Below are 17,340 nucleotides of genomic sequence, written 5' to 3' on the forward strand. Positions count from 1 at the left end.
TAAAAGAATGATATGTAATTTGAAAAATAATATAAATTAAGACTAAACCTCACTCTTGTTTAAAAACTTTTCTATTTCTTTTACTAAATATTCCGCTCCCTCTATCCCAACAGTAATATTTCCATTTGCTAATGATATGTTCTGCTCTGAAACATCACCTGTGATTTGGCAAGCATTGTAAGGTTGATATTTTTGTAAAATGATTTTATCTGCTTCTACAAAAATTTCAAGCGGTGATTTGATTTGTATTCCCAATACATCGCGTAATTCTTTAGGGATAACAATTCGTCCTAATTCGTCTACTTTTCGAATAACTCCTGTTGCTTTCATATTTCTCCCCCCTTTCTCTCTATTAATTTTTTTCACCTCACTTTTTCCATTTTATCACTTTTTGGCAATACTTGCCTCTTTTTAGAAAATTTTGTACTCGAGTTAAAAAAACACATTTAATGCATACGTAATCTCTCTTTCAATTGTTTTACATAACGGGATCTTATAAGTAAGAAGTATACAACTTGAATACCTATGAAAATACTTAATACAACTGTATTTTCTTTAAACAATGAGTACTCAAACATTTGCCCTAACGCCGTTAAGGCTACTGCCCCATGTAATGTTGCAACACCAATTGGAACGAAGAATAAAAGCGCCAATCGAATTGTAACTACCTTCGATAATTCACTGCTTGTCAATCCAACTTTTCGAATCATTTCGAACAAGCGAACATCATCCTCCAAATCGGAGAATAAACGGAAGTAAAGGAAACTTCCTGCGCAAACGAAAAATACTATACCAATAAAGAAACCTACAAATAAAATCGGTCCTGCAATTTGTAAACTTTGGTTTTGCTCGTACTCTTCCGCACTAAACGTTGAATATTCTTGATACGGTTTAATTTGATGCGTAAGCTCTTTACCAATTTCAATCTCATCTTTCGTTCTTTCAGTTTTATACATATAATCTTTTGTCTCTATAAATCCATCTTGTAATGAATCATATTGATCATTAGAGATTACATAAACATTTCCTCTTAATATTTTCCCCAATGAAGATGAAGTAACTTTTTTCACCTTTAAACTTTCATTCATATTAGGTAAAGTAATTTCTTTTCTTTCTTTCATCGCTGGCCCTGGTATATCAGCTGACAAAAATACAACCTCTTTATTTGCTACAGTATTAAATGGTTCTCCCGTTAACTTTGCATATTCCTTATAGTCTGATTCTTTTATAAAAGTGGCGCTTCTTAACGACTGTTCCTCCGTTTTCTTTGTCGAAATATTAGTTTTTGAAGCTGCTATATTATGTTTCTTTAATCCTTTGTCAATCATTTGTATATGTTGTGATTCGTTACTATTCCCTTGCTTAGAATGGTAATGAAACGCAATTGGTCTCTCCATTATCCCTTTCGTCATGGATGCGAAGCCTACTAATGTCCCTATTGCGGAAAATGCTACAGTAGAAATAATGGTTACAATAAAGAACATTCTTGCGTTATCTCTCATACGATACGCTAAATCTGATAACGTAATAATATTAGTCTGTGTCCAATAGAAACGTTTACTTTTTTTACATAATCGAATAATAAAGACACTCAGCTGCTTGTACAACAAATACGTCCCGATAATAACTACCGTTGTAACAGGAATCATCATAATAAATACCATTGCTCCATGTGATAGAAGAGCTCCTACATAGCCAGCACTAAGCAATACTACTGCTAATATTGAAGAAATGATTGATGCTTTCGGTTCCGGTTTCGCCTCTGCTGATCCTCTAAACAACTTCATAATCTTATTTTTACGAATCATTCCTGCACTAAACAATGATATGATCATAAATAAAATAAAAAACATAATACCCGTTACAACAATTGCTTTCATCGGTATGTAATAGGATAAGGAGATATCTAGTTTCAATATCATTGGAGCGACAAATAGTAATACCCCTGAAAATAACATACCTGAAAGAATACCAAAAATAATTGCCCCTATTCCAATCATAATATTTTCAAAAAAGATCAGACGCTTTAATTGATATTTCGTCATACCTAGCATCATTAAAATTCCTAGTTCACGCTTTCTCGTTTTTAAAAACATTCCCATCGAATATAAAATAAAGAAGAATGTAAATAAGTAAATAATAGACTGTGCAAAAGACATACTTACGAATACGTACTGACCTAATTCTCCTGCACTTAATGCCGGATGAAACGCAAAAAATGAATACACAAAAAAGGCCATAATTGCAAATGCACTACTCAAAAAATAGGCTGAGTATGTCCGTCTATTTCGGGTTACATTCCGATATGCTAGTTCTCTAATGTTCATATTACTTCTCCGCCCTTCTACTATCTATGTTTTTATATTAGTAAAGTGCGGAAATACCTTCCATCGATTCAAATGACAAAAACCTTACATTTTTGAAAGGTTTAAAAAAATTGCTTATACGTAGCACTTTATTTATAATGACTACATTCATATTCATACACACATCCTATTGTATATTCGTTAGTTTTGCGAAATAATAAAGGATAGAAGTATGTACCATTATACATATAAACTTATTTACCGCTTTAATATGAATAGGAGGAAAACATAATGACATTACAAGAACAGATTATGAAAGCATTACATGTTCAGCCTGTAATTGATCCAAAAGTTGAAATTCGTAAACGAGTTGATTTCCTAAAGGATTATGTAAAAAAAACAGGTGCAAAAGGATTTGTACTTGGTATTAGCGGCGGACAAGACTCTACATTAGCAGGACGCTTAGCACAACTTGCAGTTGAAGAAATTCGTAACGAAGGTGGTAATGCAACGTTTATCGCCGTGCGTCTTCCTTATAAAGTACAAAAAGATGAAGATGATGCACAATTAGCATTACAATTCATTCAAGCAGATCAATCTGTTGCATTTGATATTGCTTCAACTGTTGATGCTTTTTCAAATCAATATGAAAACTTATTGGGTGAATCATTAACAGATTTCAATAAAGGTAACGTGAAAGCACGTATCCGTATGGTTACTCAATATGCAATTGGTGGACAAAAAGGGCTACTTGTTATCGGAACAGATCACGCTGCAGAAGCTGTAACAGGGTTCTTCACAAAATTCGGAGATGGTGGTGCAGATTTATTACCATTAACGGGATTAACGAAGCGCCAAGGACGTGCATTATTACAAGAGTTAGGCGCAGACGAGCGACTGTACTTAAAAATGCCAACAGCTGATTTATTAGATGAAAAACCAGGTCAAGCTGATGAAACAGAGTTAGGTATTACTTATGATCAATTAGATGATTATTTAGAAGGTAAAGCAGTTCCAGCTGACGTTGCAGAGAAAATTGAAAAACGTTACACAGTGAGTGAGCATAAAAGACAAGTACCAGCGTCAATGTTTGATGATTGGTGGAAATAAATTAAACATAAAAAAGAAGCTAATCTTCATTTAGCTTCTTTTTTATATGTTAACGATATACCCCTACTCTTTTCTCCAATAAATCTTGCAGGCAATCTTCATGTTGTTTACAAAATAACGGTGGCATGTCGTCTAACGGGAAAAACTTCAAATCCAACGTTTCATCACCATCTACTTTTTTGTCACCTCCAACTATTGAGAATGAAAAGAACATCACAATTGACTGGGCCTTGTCTCCATTTGGATATGATTGAAAATATTTTGTATACACTCCAATAAGCTCATTTATTTCTACATCATACCCGGTTTCTTCTTTTATTTCCCGGATTGCAGTTTCCGCAGCTGATTCTCCTATCTCCATTGCACCACCTGGAAAGCCCCAAGCGTTAAAGTCTCCTCTTTTTTGCAGTAATACTTCTCCTTCTTTATTAAATACACAACCACCGGCAAAGTTTAAGAAAACATAATCATGTCCTACTTTTTCACGTAATTCTTTTATATAATTCGCCATTCTCATTCCCCTTTTCATACCTCTTCTATCGCTATTTCTTATCTTTTTCAAGCAATTCAATGATTCGATCTAGCTTCTGGTTCATATTAATCACGTGGTGTTTCTTTGCAGCACTGCTTTGTAATACTCTTCTAATAAACAAAGTAAATGATATGAAAAACAAAACGATAAGTCCGATTACTAAACAAGTATATATCAATGTAAAAATATCGCTTTCGAACAAGTTCATTCCACATTTACATCCCTATCCTTTTATTTTATCACATAATTCTTAATATTCAAAAGTAATCAATCAATAAATAAAAAAAGCACCTTTTACAGGTGCTTTTCCCCATTGCTTAATACGTAAATGTAATTGTCGCTAATGAATAACCCGCCAATGCACTATAAGGCGCTACTTGATAAGACACACGCTTTGCACCTTTTGGCCAATTTATTTCATTTAATACTTTCTTTATATCTTGCATCGTCCCATCCATGGACTGCTTATATCGCACTTCTACTTTTTCTGGTTTGGCTGCAAACTGTTGCTGCAACTTTTGCTTAAATTCATTATAATTTTCTGCTCCGTATTCTGCAGATAAGTATTGTAAATTTGTTTCTTTTAACATCTGCTCATATACGACAGTTTTTGAGCTACCAGCTTTTATTTTGTTTGTTAATTCACCAAAATAACTTGTAGTTGCTGCTGGATATTTACTACGATCCCAGTCGTGATCTTTACTTAACTGTTCGTCAGACATGTTAAAATATGAGTAAGTTACACGCCCTGCTTTATCTGGTACTGGATCATCAAATGTAGTATCTAGGTGATACCATTTGTTTTCAATGTTCACTAAATTCCACGCGTGAGCTTGTCCGTTTCCTGTGCCTGTTACAATATGGTTTTGAATACCTGCCTCTTTTAACAACTCATACGTTAATAATGTATATCCTTGGCAAACGGCAGAACGATTCGCTAATGCTTCATATGCTGTATACGCTTGATAAGACGTATCATAAGACACATGCTTAACAACGTAATCGTGAATAGCTTTTACTTTCTCATGCTCATCCATCCCTGGTTTTACAATTGATCCAACAATTGATTTCGCCTGAGCTTTTACATATTGAGTTTGTTCTTTTGATTCACGGTATTTTACTTGCAGTGTAAACGTATAGTCCCCTGGCATTCCTTTAATAGAATATCTAGTAGACGCTACATTATATTTTACATACTCATCAGCATCTACAATTTTATTAAACTCACCATACAATTGATCCATAATATTTCTAGCATTTCTATCTTTTGTTTTATATGTGATTGTAATATTTTCTTCTCGATTATCAATCTGTTTTTTTAATTCTTTTCTGAAATCATCTAATAACTTTACATCTGATTGTGCTGTCACTGTAGTCGGATTTGTAGCTGCATAAGATACAGATGACGCTTGCAAGCCTCCCATTACTATAGTTGAACAAAGTGCGGCAGCTGTCACATACTTACTTGTCTTTCCCATCTTGTCACTCCTTATATTCTATAACTATACGAAAAAGTATCGTATAGTTTCAGAGTATACAATACTTTTTCGTATAGGTCATATGAGATTATGCATATTAACTAATTCACATAAAAAGGTTGTTCTTTTTAAAAGAACAACCTTTTTTCATTAGCATGTTTGTAATACACAGCATGTATTTTCAAAACGTTGATTTTTCAAATCTTCATTACTAATACAGAAATATAGCATCCCTAGTTCTCCCCAAACCATATTACAATTTTTATGATCTGAATCAATTTGGAATAAAAGAGTCATTTGCTGCGGGTCTACTCCCATATATTCTCCTGTCTCATATAACACTTCTTCTTGTACAGAGAATGGCTCACCAAACATTTGATGGTTATCGTAGTTATCTGGAATTAGCTCTTCAAGTAATTGCAAGAAACGATCTGAATCAGCCTCATCTTCAATGAAAAGTTCTGGTAATTTGTATGTCAGTTCAAAAGTAATTGCACACTGGTTATATTTCGCTTGTATTTCATTTTCTCTTCGTAATTGCTCTACAGGAACATCATAATAAAGTACACGCCCAGCTTCTGTTAGATTCACATTTTCTTCAAAATAATTTTCAATGCAAAAGAAATACAGCATCCCCGTCTTAGGAAGATTGTGATCCATACCAACGTTTTGTAAATCACTTAAGTTAAATTGCGCGATAAATTGTAGTGGATTTCCTTTATGCTTTGGATATTCAAATAAAGCTGGTAGATCAGGAACTCCTCCCATTTTCGAACTACCTATCGCAACAGTTCCCTGCTGCTTTGGCACAACTTTTATACAAGGAAATACAGTATTAATAAGTTCTTCTTTCAAGTGTGTTAGTTCATATTTATCAATTAATACTTCAATTTTTTTATTCATAAATTCTCCTTACATTTACATACTTATTTATATCATAGTACAAAGATTATACTTCATTCTTTACAAAATCAACAAGCCTCCCAAAAACGGGCTTATCCTTCGTACGCGAACAAGTTTAAAAAAGCATACTATACATTGTTCCTACAAACACGATAGTTCTTTAGTTCTTCCAGTACATTTTCCCCTCGTTCATTTTTATTTTTAATATAAGGAGGAATTCCACATGGGTTACGGATATAGTTGCGGCGGTTACGGTTACGGCGGTAGCTGTGGTGGTTGTGGTTACGGAGGTTTCGCTTTATTAATCGTTTTATTCATCCTTCTAATCATCATCGGAGCTAGCTGTTGGGGCGGCTTTGTAGGCTGCTAGTAAACTTAAAAACCATTGTAAAAAAGCACGTACAATACGTGCTTTTTTGCCATTTCCAAATCTTTTATTTGAAAGGAAGTATGTTTAATGAAGATCGATGGTGTTTTTGAAGGAGGCGGTGTACGCGGTATTGCACATGTTGGAGCAATTTGCGCATTAGCCGAAAAAGGTTATGAATGGGAACGTGTAGCTGGAACATCAGCTGGTGCAATTATCGCGGCACTTGTAGCGGCAGGATATTCTTGTTCAGAGCTAAAAACGATTATAACTGATATCGATTATAACAAATTTACGAAGAAAACCTTTATTGACAAAATCCCCTTTATCGGAAAAGGACTAAGTGCATGGACTACTCTAGGTATATACTCTAATGTATTTATAGAAGAATGGATTGAAGAATTACTTCGAAAAAAAGGTGTTCATTTATTTACTGATTTACCGGATCTAAACAAACTCAAAATCATCGCTTCTGATATTAGTAATGGTAAAATGGTTGTCTTTCCTGACGACTTACCAAACTACGGATTTTTAAATTATCGCTTCTCTATCGCTAAAGCGGTAAGAATGAGTAGTACAATCCCCTTCTTCTTTGAACCCGTAAAATGGAGAACTCCAAAATGGAAGCAGCCTTGTTATATGGTTGATGGAGGAATTCTAAGTAATTATCCAATTTGGATCTTCGATTCACCTACCACTCCTCGCTGGCCGACTTTCGGATTTCATTTTGTAAAAGATGAGATTCAAGCTGATCCTGCTCACTATAACGAGCCTATTTCCATGTTCAAAGGACTATTTAAAACAATGATGCAAGCTCATGATTTACGTCATTTAGATAAGGAATCAAAAGCAAGAACGATTATAATTCCAACAGGAACGATTACAAGTACTAATTTTGAACTGACAAAGGAAGAAAAAGAATGGCTTTACAATTCTGGTTATAACTCTGCTAATAAATTTTTACAAGCTTGGAACTTTAGGCAATATATCGATGAATATAGAAAAGGAAAGCAAGACCGAAAGACAAATCGATTTTTTCGTCAACTTGACTCATAATATTATTACTTTGCGTATAAATACGAGAACGTTTAACAACTTAATAATAAATAAGTCTAGTAATTTCTTATATTACTAGACTTATTTATTATTATATAATCTCGTACATTGTTTAAGGATACGTTAACCCTTCGGCTTCCTCTGCAGTAATAACTATGTAACGATTTCCCGTTCTTAATCCTAACAGTTCTGCTTTTTCAATCGCTTCTTGCTTCGTCTCCGCATAAGCAGCTAAATATTTTTCTCCATTGATCATTTGGCAAATTACATATTGTTTCATTACTTTCTCCTCTTACTTTTTCATTAGTTGTGCAAGTTTTTTTATACCTATTTCAATTTCTTCTAACGTTGCGTATGAATACGATAGGCGCAAAAATTGATTTGCACTTCTATCATATAAAGTACCTGGGTTTAATAAAACCTTTTCTTGCAGAGCTTTATCAAATAAACTGCGATATGAAATGGTTACTTTTATATGTACCCATATATAAAATCCCCCTGTTGGTTCATGCCAAGTTGCTATTTCACGAAGATATTTATCTAACATTAGTAACATAAAATCTCTTCGTTTTTTCAATTCACTTCTTACAAAGCGCAAATGCTCATCATATAGACCATTTGTAAACCACTCTGCTGCAATTTGCTGGGATATAGTGCTTGAACCATAATCTGTTTGCATTTTTATGTCTGACAATCTTTGAATTACTGGCTCAGGTCCAACAATCCATCCAATTCTTAACCCTGGACTAATTACTTTGGACATGCTTCCAATATGTAGTACGATTCCGTTTTTATCATAGGCTTTTAAAGGTTTCGAACAAGGTGCATCAAACCATAAGTCTTGATACACTGCGTCCTCTATAATAGGTAATCCAATTTCATTACATATTTCCATCACTTCTATTCGTCTCTTCGCATTCATACTAAAGTTCGTTGGATTATGAAAAGACGGGATTGTATATAAAATAGATGCATTAAATTGCTTCTTATATTTTGTAATATATGATGTATTTAAACCGTTCTCATCCATTGGTATTCCAATGAAACGCATTCCTGCGGATTGAAAAACATTAAGCGAATATAAATAGGATGGTTTTTCTAATAAGATGGATGCCCCTTTTGGAAGAAGCCCCATAGAGATAAGTTGCAGCGCTTGAATTGCTCCTGAAACAATTAATATAGAGTCCGGAGATACACATATACCATGCCCCTTTAAGTATTCGGAAATCTTTTCCCTTAAATAAAAATTTCCTTTCGGCTCTTCATACCCAAGCGTCACATTTGACTTTAAAAGCTTATTCATAATTTCTTTCATCTGTTTCTCAGGTAAGAGACTCGGCGCGAGCTCACCTGTTCCTAATCGAATTACATGTGGATAAAATTCAGCTTGATTAATCTCCTGAATAGCTGGGAGATTCGGATAATGAAGTCCTGTTTCTACATAAGACTGCCAATTAGGCGGAGGTGCGTAAGTTGAAGCATTCTCATTATTATTTACAACAATTGTTCCTTTCCTGCCATTCCCTTCTATGTATCCCTTTGCAACTAGTTCATCGAAAGCCATTACAATTGTGCTTCGATTCACACCAAATGTATGTGCCAAATCTCTTTGTGAAGGTAATTTCGTTCCAACGGTCCATTCTCCATTAACGATCCTTTCTTTTATATACGTTTCTATTTGTTTATACAGAGGAGTCGCTAGAGACATATTCGGTTTCCAAACGAATCTTTCCATTATATCACCTTATATTCTTTTTGGTTGGTAACCTCCCCAACCATATGGATGGATACAAATTTTCATTTCTTCTATACAATATACACTATCATAATGAATTAAAATAGGAGGTAATATGATGAGTGAAGCAATTATTCATGGTATCATTCTTGCATTTGGACTTATCATTCCATTAGGTGTACAAAATGTTTTTGTCTTTAACCAAGGTGCGAGCCAACCAAACATTTGGAGGGCAGCCCCTGTAGTATTAACTGCCTCTATATGTGATACGTTACTCATATTGATTGCAGTGCAAGGTGTCTCCCTTGTACTCCTTACTTTTTCTTGGCTAACTAACTCGTTATATATAATTGGATTTTTCTTTCTCCTATACATGGGCTTTGTTATTTGGAGAAGTAACCCTTCCAACGATGTAAAACAAGAAAAAAGTATGCCCTTAAAAAAGCAAATCCTTTTCGCAGCATCCGTTTCGTTATTAAATCCACATGCTATTTTAGACACAATCGGTGTAATTGGAACAAATTCTATTCAATACATAGGAAGTGAAAAATGGGCTTTCACACTTGCAACTATTATCGTTTCTTGGATTTGGTTTATAAGCTTAGCGTTAGCGGGGAAATTTCTAAAAAGACTAGACTCAACCGGAAAGACAATTTTATTATTAAATAAATTTTCTGGTCTCATCATATGGGGTGTCGCGCTTTATATGTTAAAACAAGTTATTTATTCTTAATGAACGAAAGAGAATTGCATGTTACTCAAAACATCATGCAATTCTCTTACAAATTATGAAGTAGGCTCTGGTTTCGGTTTTACCGTCTTTGCATCCTTTGCTGGTTTAATCCAAATGATTGCTATGACAGCACCAATGGCAGCGAAAATACTTGTCAAATAAAACACTTCATGGTCCGCCCCTTTCATGAAAAAAGAATATAAAGGTGGTCCAGCTGCTACACCGATAAATCGCATTGAACTGTAAAATGACGTAACTGTTCCCCTTTGCTCCTTTTCAATTCCTTGTGTAATGAGGGCATCTAAACATGGGAGTGCCATACCAATCCCTATCCCCATAATAACGAGACAAAGAAGTAGTAAATAAATCCCTTTTATAAATAAAGGAATGATGACTGATGCAGCTGCCATTAAAAAACCAATATAGATACACTTCTTCATAACATTTTGATTATCTCCAATTTTTTTACCGGCCATATATGAACTAAGTGACAGTACAAGTAACGGGATAGCAAGCACACACCCTTTCCATATACCATGAATGTCATACTTTGATTCCAGTATAGTCGACAAATAAAAGAGAATTCCGAATAAAATAAGCATAATAATTGCACCTAATGCAAAAATGGCAATTAACCATCTTCCTTTTTCTCGAAACGTAGACAGAATAGATTTTATAAACTCTTTAAGTGGTGGTACTTCTCCTTCTTGTTTCTTTGCCTTTACTAGAACAAGTAATAAAACAATTGATACTACGCATAAAATTGGAATCGCCCAAAATGGTAAGAACCATACAACGGCAGCAAGAGCAGACCCTAAAATAGGGCTCAGCACTTTCCCAAATGTATTGGATGTTTCTATGATTCCTAAACCTGTACTAACTTGTTTTTCGTCTTTGTATAAATCACCAACACACGGTATAACAACTGGCATTGCACCAGCAGCACCAATACCTTGAATCGCTCTACCAATCAATATCCAATTGTAGGGATTATCAACTTTCCAAGATACCCAACCAGTTATCGCTCCTCCTATAGCTGCAATCAGCAAACTCGGAACCATTACCATCTTTCGTCCCCATCTATCTGATAAATAACCAGCAATCGGTATAAGTAGAATGGCTACGATAGAGTAAATTGTAATAATCATGGATACTTGAAACGATGAAATATGTAATTTCTTTTCAATAGTCGGCAGAATTGGGATGAGCATTGAATTCCCTAATGTCATAACAAGTGGAACTGATGCAAGCGCAATTAAACAACAGTTTTCTTTTTTTAACATGTTGGCTTCGAAACCTTTCATCATATATTTCTTACCATATAATAGCCCCGCTGGAACGTAACTTTTCATTCCACCAGGGCTATTACATCTTTACTACTTCCCATTCACAACAAAAGAAATTGGGGAAATTATAGTATTATTCCTATTCTTTGAATCCAGTTCACAATATATCCATACCAATTAATTGAAAAAAAAAGAAAGGAAGAATCCTTCCTTTCTCCTATAACCTTCTACAATTAGCGAGTATATCCGCCACCAAGTTGTTGTTCTGCCATCGCTACAAGGCGTTTTGTAATTTCACCGCCTACAGAACCGTTTGCACGTGAAGAAGTATCAGCGCCAAGTTGTACACCAAACTCTTGTGCAATTTCATATTTCATTTGATCTAAAGCTGCTTGTGCTCCATGTGATGCTAATTGATTAGAATTACGATTTCTAGCCATTACCAATCACCTCCTTATTTATATATAAATTGTGTTAAATTCAAATTAAAATACATGGAAATTTTTGGTTATTTTTTACCATAAAAAAAGAGCCTCTAAAACGAGACTCTCACATCATTTCACATTACGAAGTTACTACTTCTAATTTTCTATTTATTAATACTTTCATTTCTTCTTTTAATATCTCTTTTGCATTATGTCCAAACCATTCTAAGGAAGCAAAAAGATCCGTACCTCTCACTTCCTGAATAATCTCATCATAATTTACAATACCTTCAAATAACGGAACCATACCAATACGACTTCCTGCTGCAGCATATACATTGTTAGGTTCAAACACATGCAAATAATCCGCTGAAGATATATTCTTAAAATGGTAATGTAGTGTCCACGGCTTTAATCGATGGAAACTGTCTATTGGATCTGCGCCAGACTCCCATATATGAAGAAAATCAAGATTTATTTTTAAATTCGGATGATTTACTTCTTCTAATAGTTCTATAGTAGAAGGCAATGTGTCCGTTAGTGTATTGGGATGTGTTTCTAACAGCACATACATATTGTGCTGAGCAAACACATCACAAATCTTACGTATTCGCTTCACATACTCTTTTCTCTCTTGTTCCGAGAAGTCCTTGCTCCCTTTTTGCCCAGCAAACGTGCGAATTTTATTCGTATTAAACCAATTAGCTAGTACTACAAGTTGTTCACTTTTCTCTATCGTTTTTTCAAAATCTGCTGATAATGATATATCTAAGTAATCACTTATCATCGTAATTTCTAAGTTTTTATCCTTTAGAAAAGTCAATTCTCGTTCTGTCGTTTCGCGTTCTTGTATATACAAATTTTGTGCATGTGTCCCCCACAATTCAATTCCTTCAAAACCGTTTTCATATGCAAATTGAACAATATCAGTAAATGAAATTAATTGATGACGAAATGAAATGGTACATAGCGAATATTTCATAGCATTAAACTCCCCTATCTTAAATTCAGTTAGCTTATTAAAGAGTTGCGACAGATTGATTTGTTTTCATACCTTTCCATGATAGAAACTGTCTCTCTAATTCCTTCTTAATCTGCAGTTCAATTGCATTCATTTCATCCAGTTTTTCAATAATTGATACTAGCATACCTTTATTATTCGTCATTGCCATTTTAATTGCACGATACTGTACATTTGTAAATCCTTGTACAATATCCTCTACCCGATCACACCAATAATCAAATTCTTGCTCCGAATATTGCAACGTTTCACGGAAGTATGCAAAGGCATGCTCATAACTATATTTACGAATTGCAAGTACTGGTATTTGTTTTACTGCTGCTACAAGTCCAGAAAGCGCATATCCTTCTTCCTCATTTGCCATTTTTACAATTAAATTTTTCAGCTCCATAGTCAGTTCATTGTCGTTCTTTTTGAATGTTTCTGTGAAATAACTAGCTACTGTTTCTTGCGTTGGCTCCCCAATTCCTTCTATATCAATGAAATACCCTCCACCAAATGGGTTATCTTGAATAGAGTGAAGTACTTTTTCTCTTTCCATATTTCCTTCCCAACGAAAATCAGGATCTAGCATGAACCACTCTTCTTCTTTCTCTGTTTTTGATATCATTAAATAATGTGGAAACGGTTTTTGATGAAATTTATTTTCCCTCTCTGGTAATAGAGACATATCAACCATTACAATGACATAACGATTTTCCGGCTTGTTTTCTACTAATTCTAAAAACGTTTCTACATTGCTATCTTTATCTTTTGCATGATCATACCATTCGTTTACTTTAATACCGTACAATTTTTCAAACCAAAGTAAATAATGATCATGGTTAATGTTTTCAGAGTGATATGAAATAATTCCACCTTCTGTTATATCAAAATCTCCATCCCATAGTCCAAAATAAAATGGACGAAAATCAATGTCGCTACGCCTTTTTATAATTTCACAAAAACAACTCACTAAACAGTGCACTTTAATTGAAGTCATACTCTCATCCACTTTCCTAAAGGTTAGTTATTCACATTTACTTCCTGTAACGGCTCTAACTCCTCCATAAAATCAAGCAAAGATCCTACAGTAAGAAATGCCTTTGGATCTACCTCATCCTCTGGAACGCATAGCTTTACATCCATTTCTATGTATACAATAAGCTGTAACATCATTACCGAATCTATATATAAATCTTGATTTAAGCGCATCGTTTCTTCTAAATGCGTTACATTTTTCAGTTCCATTTTTTCTATCATAATTTTTAACACGGCATTCTTTAACGCTTCCCGTCTCATGTTGTAACCTCTCCCATCTCTAGTAACTTTCTACTTACTTTTCCAGTTTTATTTTTAGGAATTTCATTTACACTTTCAATTTCATACGGAACTTTATAAGAAGGTAAGTGCTGAATACACCATTCTCTTATTTTCACTGGATCAACATGAGAGATCACTTTCGCTTTAACTATTTCGCCCATCACAGGATGTTTCCCTCGATATACAATTGCCTCTTGCACACCTTCCAATCGAAGCATCGTTTCTTCTATTTCTATAGGAAAGACTTTTAATCCTGAAACATTAATTACATCGTCCATACGCCCCATAAAATGAATGCCACGCTCAGATTTATACCCTAAATCTTTCGTGAAAATTTCCTTATCATTCATTTTCACGACAATTTCTTCCGGTGCATTTTCATCTGAACCTATGCTAATACTTGCATGAGGTAGAGGGTTTCCTAAATCTAAATGGCTTTTCATATCATGACATATACTAATACAACCTGCTTCAGAACAACCGTATTGCTGCATCATATATGTTGTCATTTCTTTTAGTTTATAAAATAGTGCTTCTGGCAAAGGCGATCCTGATGTCATAATTTTATGAAACTGGAACGTTCCTAATGGAAAACTCCCCATAATGTGTAACATAAGTGGTACTGCATATATGATATGTTTTTCTGTATTGCGAACTATATTTAATGCGAATTTAGGATTTTTGTTCGTAATGATTACAGGCTTGCTCCCCCTCGTAATTGCTGATAACGTACCACATATTAGTCCGTATGAATGTGAAACAGGAGCCATAACGATTGGAACTTCATCTACTTCACAGTTTAAAGCTTCATTATAGGCAGTAATTTCTGTATCAACTTCCGTCCATGCTCTACGAATCAGTTTCGGTTCTCCCGTAGTTCCCGAACTATATTGCAATAAAGAAGGCTCTTCTAGTAAAAAGTTCCCTACTTCTAATTTTGTAAAATCGCCATATTCTCCATATAAAACTCCTACACAATTTGCACGCTTTGCCATTTCAATAGCCGTTTCTTTTGGCGTATCTTCATGTATAAGTAATACTGATGATTTCTTTTCTTTTAAGAAAAACACAAGCGTAATAATATCGAATGGATCTTTCAGACAAAGTGCAAATCTATTTCCTTCTGCTTCTTGAAATTGTTCCAATTCCTCATAAACTTGTAATCTCAAATTAAAATCACTTTTGCTATACTCTTGTTTATTAACGATTAGCATAATTTCCCCCTGTAACAATTGATTTTTGTTTCATAAGTTTTCTTACTCTATACAATGGATTTGGAACTTCATGAACAAGCGATTCCACATCCATATATAATCGACGTTTCGTTAATTGTTCAGCATAGAATGTAGGTGCATATAATTGAATATTTTCAAATCTACCTTTCAAATGTGGATATATTCTTAAATGATCTTCAATTTCTTCAACAACCATCATCCAAAAATGTTCTTCTTTCAATCCATATTCATCCGCAAGTACGAATGCTAATTCTCCTAAATTAAACAGGAATAGTGCATCTAACACCATCTCTTGCAAACATTCAATGCCATCCATTTCAAAGAAATCATTCATTTTTCCATTCGCATATGTTTTATGCATTTTAGTAAAGTCGGGACATTTGTCAACTTCTTTCAAATATGGACGATAAAACTCAAGCCCTTCATGAAAATCCTTTAACGCAATACGAACAGGCACCCCTTCTTTATGGACTAGAATCATATTTTGTCCATGTGATTCCAGTGCGATGCCATGCTCTACAACAAGATGTATAACTGGTATTATCGCTTTTTGAATAAGTAATTGTAGCCAATCCTTCATTCCATATTTATTCAACCACACATCAATAATTGGTGTACCATCTTTCTCTTTAGCGTATAAACCATTAAAAGGAATTGCATCCTCTTTTGCATCTAAATACTTATGAACGCTTTCGCGCCAAATACATCCTAATGAACCATATATAGCTTTCTTATTCGTGTCATACGTTACACTTGAAAACTCACTTAACAAGATTAAACGTGCTTCATCCATTAAATAGGCGTCATTACTTACAACATCATTTAACCAATTTGATATTACTGGTGCACTCACAACAGAGTATGGTTTCAGCGTACGAAGTGTTGAAGTGTTGAGTAAATTCATCGATAATTTAACGTACGGTTTCTTTGGACTCGTAATATTTCTTAACGTTCTCATTGACTGTTGCGCGCAATAATCGTCCTCTGATGTTCCTAAATAAATAATAAATTTACCCTGTATATGATCCGCATAATTTGAAATGATGAAATTCTCCCACTGCCATGGGTGAACAGGTATAAACACGTACTGTTTTGGATTACATCCCTTATTACGAATTCGTTCCATAAACTCTTCTAATTTACGATCGCCAATCTCCTCTTTTAAAAGGTTGTTATACATCACTTCATTCTCATAACCTACAGTCGCATAATTCTTATGTGCTGCAATCCATATGAGTTTTATTGGCTGCATAAATTCATAACCATATTGAAAATTGTCACGATATTGAAATCCAACACGTGCTTTATAACTAGGATGATATGGATGGCCATCTATTAATTGGCTTTCAAACTCATCGTAAGATTTTTGAGTATATTCTCTCTTATTATTTCTTTCATATTGTGCAATCGTGTCTTTAAATATTGTTTGTTCTAATTCGTGCATAAAAGAATCTAATTTAGCTTGTTCTACACTAGTAACCCGAAAAACTTCTTCTAGAAATTGCGAGACAGACTGTATTTCTTGCTGTTCATCTTGAACTCTTACTATTAATGAGTCTAACGAAATACGTCCAAATGTCATCCGTTCCCTGCCATAGCATTTGTACGTGACACTTTTGTCTTCTTCATCAAGTCCTTGTATTAGAAAAAGAAGTTGTTCTTCTTTTTCTATGCGAACCGGTGTAATAATCCCCTCATAAATTAACGATTCTACTAATTGACGTAGCACTCTTCTTCGTACTGAAATGTAATCTTCTGATTCGAGCGCCTTCAATACTTTCGTATGATACATGTCCACTCTCATAAAACCCTCCACCTTATGACAAAATACCATTATTTGTATTACGTGAA

General features: G+C 34.4%; 19 protein-coding genes. 4 read left to right on the forward strand and 15 right to left on the reverse strand.

The annotated features are described in order from the left end of the window. Nucleotides 1-42: 42 nt before the first annotated feature. Together ACZDYH_RS14300 and ACZDYH_RS14305 are read right to left on the reverse strand one after the other, a co-directional pair. Nucleotides 43-330, reverse strand: a complete 288-nt coding sequence (locus ACZDYH_RS14300; protein WP_000648324.1) for an AbrB/MazE/SpoVT family DNA-binding domain-containing protein — start codon at nucleotides 328-330, stop codon at nucleotides 43-45. A gap of 116 nt (nucleotides 331-446) precedes the next feature. Then, nucleotides 447-2,327: an FtsX-like permease family protein gene (locus tag ACZDYH_RS14305; RefSeq protein ID WP_474886442.1), complete on the reverse strand. Its 1,881-nt coding sequence runs from the start codon at nucleotides 2,325-2,327 to the stop codon at nucleotides 447-449. A gap of 270 nt (nucleotides 2,328-2,597) precedes the next feature. On the opposite strand from ACZDYH_RS14305, the gene nadE reads away from it, so the two are divergent. Further along, nucleotides 2,598-3,416 carry an ammonia-dependent NAD(+) synthetase gene (nadE, locus tag ACZDYH_RS14310; RefSeq protein WP_000174901.1) on the forward strand — a complete coding sequence of 273 codons (819 nt, stop codon included), beginning with the start codon at nucleotides 2,598-2,600 and terminating at the stop codon, nucleotides 3,414-3,416. A gap of 49 nt (nucleotides 3,417-3,465) precedes the next feature. Here the strand turns inward: nadE and ACZDYH_RS14315 are convergent, their stop codons facing one another. The 4 genes from ACZDYH_RS14315 to ACZDYH_RS14330 all read right to left on the reverse strand — a co-directional run bounded on the left by ACZDYH_RS14315 (nucleotide 3,466) and on the right by ACZDYH_RS14330 (nucleotide 6,329). Further along, nucleotides 3,466-3,927: an NUDIX hydrolase gene (locus tag ACZDYH_RS14315; protein WP_000024999.1), complete on the reverse strand. Its 462-nt coding sequence runs from the start codon at nucleotides 3,925-3,927 to the stop codon at nucleotides 3,466-3,468. Nucleotides 3,928-3,958: 31 nt separating this feature from the next. Then, nucleotides 3,959-4,156, reverse strand: coding sequence for a DUF4083 domain-containing protein (locus ACZDYH_RS14320; protein WP_001048091.1), 198 nt, complete (start codon nucleotides 4,154-4,156; stop codon nucleotides 3,959-3,961). Nucleotides 4,157-4,265: 109 nt separating this feature from the next. Then, entirely contained in the window at nucleotides 4,266-5,426 is a 1,161-nt protein-coding gene (locus ACZDYH_RS14325; protein ID WP_000520862.1) for a transglutaminase domain-containing protein, read from the reverse strand. A 150-nt stretch (nucleotides 5,427-5,576) separates the two neighbouring features. After that, nucleotides 5,577-6,329, reverse strand: coding sequence for a YwqG family protein (locus tag ACZDYH_RS14330; RefSeq protein ID WP_001034844.1), 753 nt, complete (start codon nucleotides 6,327-6,329; stop codon nucleotides 5,577-5,579). 223 nt (nucleotides 6,330-6,552) lie between these two features. Here ACZDYH_RS14330 and ACZDYH_RS14335 point away from each other — a divergent pair, with 223 nt between their 5' ends. Further along, complete coding sequence (locus ACZDYH_RS14335) at nucleotides 6,553-6,699, forward strand: YjcZ family sporulation protein (RefSeq protein WP_000540425.1); 147 nt, start codon at nucleotides 6,553-6,555, stop codon at nucleotides 6,697-6,699. 87 nt (nucleotides 6,700-6,786) lie between these two features. After that, nucleotides 6,787-7,752 carry a patatin-like phospholipase family protein gene (locus tag ACZDYH_RS14340; protein WP_474886446.1) on the forward strand — a complete coding sequence of 322 codons (966 nt, stop codon included), beginning with the start codon at nucleotides 6,787-6,789 and terminating at the stop codon, nucleotides 7,750-7,752. A 112-nt stretch (nucleotides 7,753-7,864) separates the two neighbouring features. Here ACZDYH_RS14340 and ACZDYH_RS14345 read toward each other — a convergent pair whose 3' ends face one another. Both ACZDYH_RS14345 and ACZDYH_RS14350 read right to left on the reverse strand, forming a co-directional pair. Then, the gene (locus ACZDYH_RS14345; protein WP_000816389.1) at nucleotides 7,865-8,032 is read right to left on the reverse strand and encodes a DUF3933 family protein; all 168 of its coding nucleotides are present in this window, start codon (nucleotides 8,030-8,032) and stop codon (nucleotides 7,865-7,867) included. Nucleotides 8,033-8,044: 12 nt separating this feature from the next. Continuing rightward, on the reverse strand, nucleotides 8,045-9,487 hold the full coding sequence (locus tag ACZDYH_RS14350) for an aminotransferase-like domain-containing protein (RefSeq protein ID WP_474886448.1): 1,443 nt from the start codon (nucleotides 9,485-9,487) through the stop codon (nucleotides 8,045-8,047). Between the two features lie 118 nt (nucleotides 9,488-9,605). Here ACZDYH_RS14350 and ACZDYH_RS14355 point away from each other — a divergent pair, with 118 nt between their 5' ends. Beyond that, nucleotides 9,606-10,220, forward strand: coding sequence for a LysE/ArgO family amino acid transporter (locus ACZDYH_RS14355; protein ID WP_001287303.1), 615 nt, complete (start codon nucleotides 9,606-9,608; stop codon nucleotides 10,218-10,220). 53 nt (nucleotides 10,221-10,273) lie between these two features. On the opposite strand, the gene ACZDYH_RS14360 is transcribed toward ACZDYH_RS14355, so the two are convergent. The 7 genes from ACZDYH_RS14360 to ACZDYH_RS14390 form a co-directional block, all read right to left on the reverse strand. Further along, the gene (locus tag ACZDYH_RS14360; RefSeq protein WP_044306618.1) at nucleotides 10,274-11,503 is read right to left on the reverse strand and encodes an MFS transporter; all 1,230 of its coding nucleotides are present in this window, start codon (nucleotides 11,501-11,503) and stop codon (nucleotides 10,274-10,276) included. A gap of 236 nt (nucleotides 11,504-11,739) precedes the next feature. Beyond that, a complete protein-coding gene (locus ACZDYH_RS14365; RefSeq protein ID WP_000113545.1) occupies nucleotides 11,740-11,946 on the reverse strand; it encodes an alpha/beta-type small acid-soluble spore protein in 207 nt (68 codons plus the stop codon). Between the two features lie 124 nt (nucleotides 11,947-12,070). Beyond that, on the reverse strand, nucleotides 12,071-12,913 hold the full coding sequence (locus ACZDYH_RS14370) for a sugar phosphate isomerase/epimerase family protein (protein WP_000877670.1): 843 nt from the start codon (nucleotides 12,911-12,913) through the stop codon (nucleotides 12,071-12,073). Between the two features lie 37 nt (nucleotides 12,914-12,950). Then, nucleotides 12,951-13,934: a DUF6005 family protein gene (locus tag ACZDYH_RS14375; protein ID WP_000200705.1), complete on the reverse strand. Its 984-nt coding sequence runs from the start codon at nucleotides 13,932-13,934 to the stop codon at nucleotides 12,951-12,953. A gap of 23 nt (nucleotides 13,935-13,957) precedes the next feature. Further along, a complete protein-coding gene (asbD, locus tag ACZDYH_RS14380; RefSeq protein ID WP_001250560.1) occupies nucleotides 13,958-14,233 on the reverse strand; it encodes a petrobactin biosynthesis protein AsbD in 276 nt (91 codons plus the stop codon). Next, on the reverse strand, nucleotides 14,230-15,468 hold the full coding sequence (locus ACZDYH_RS14385; RefSeq protein WP_113304160.1) for an AMP-binding protein: 1,239 nt from the start codon (nucleotides 15,466-15,468) through the stop codon (nucleotides 14,230-14,232). Before ACZDYH_RS14385 ends, asbD begins: the two co-directional genes overlap by 4 nt. After that, nucleotides 15,455-17,293 carry an IucA/IucC family protein gene (locus ACZDYH_RS14390; protein ID WP_113304161.1) on the reverse strand — a complete coding sequence of 613 codons (1,839 nt, stop codon included), beginning with the start codon at nucleotides 17,291-17,293 and terminating at the stop codon, nucleotides 15,455-15,457. Before ACZDYH_RS14390 ends, ACZDYH_RS14385 begins: the two co-directional genes overlap by 14 nt. Nucleotides 17,294-17,340 lie beyond the last annotated feature (47 nt).

The organism is Bacillus sp. EB V-12 (assembly GCF_056158125.1).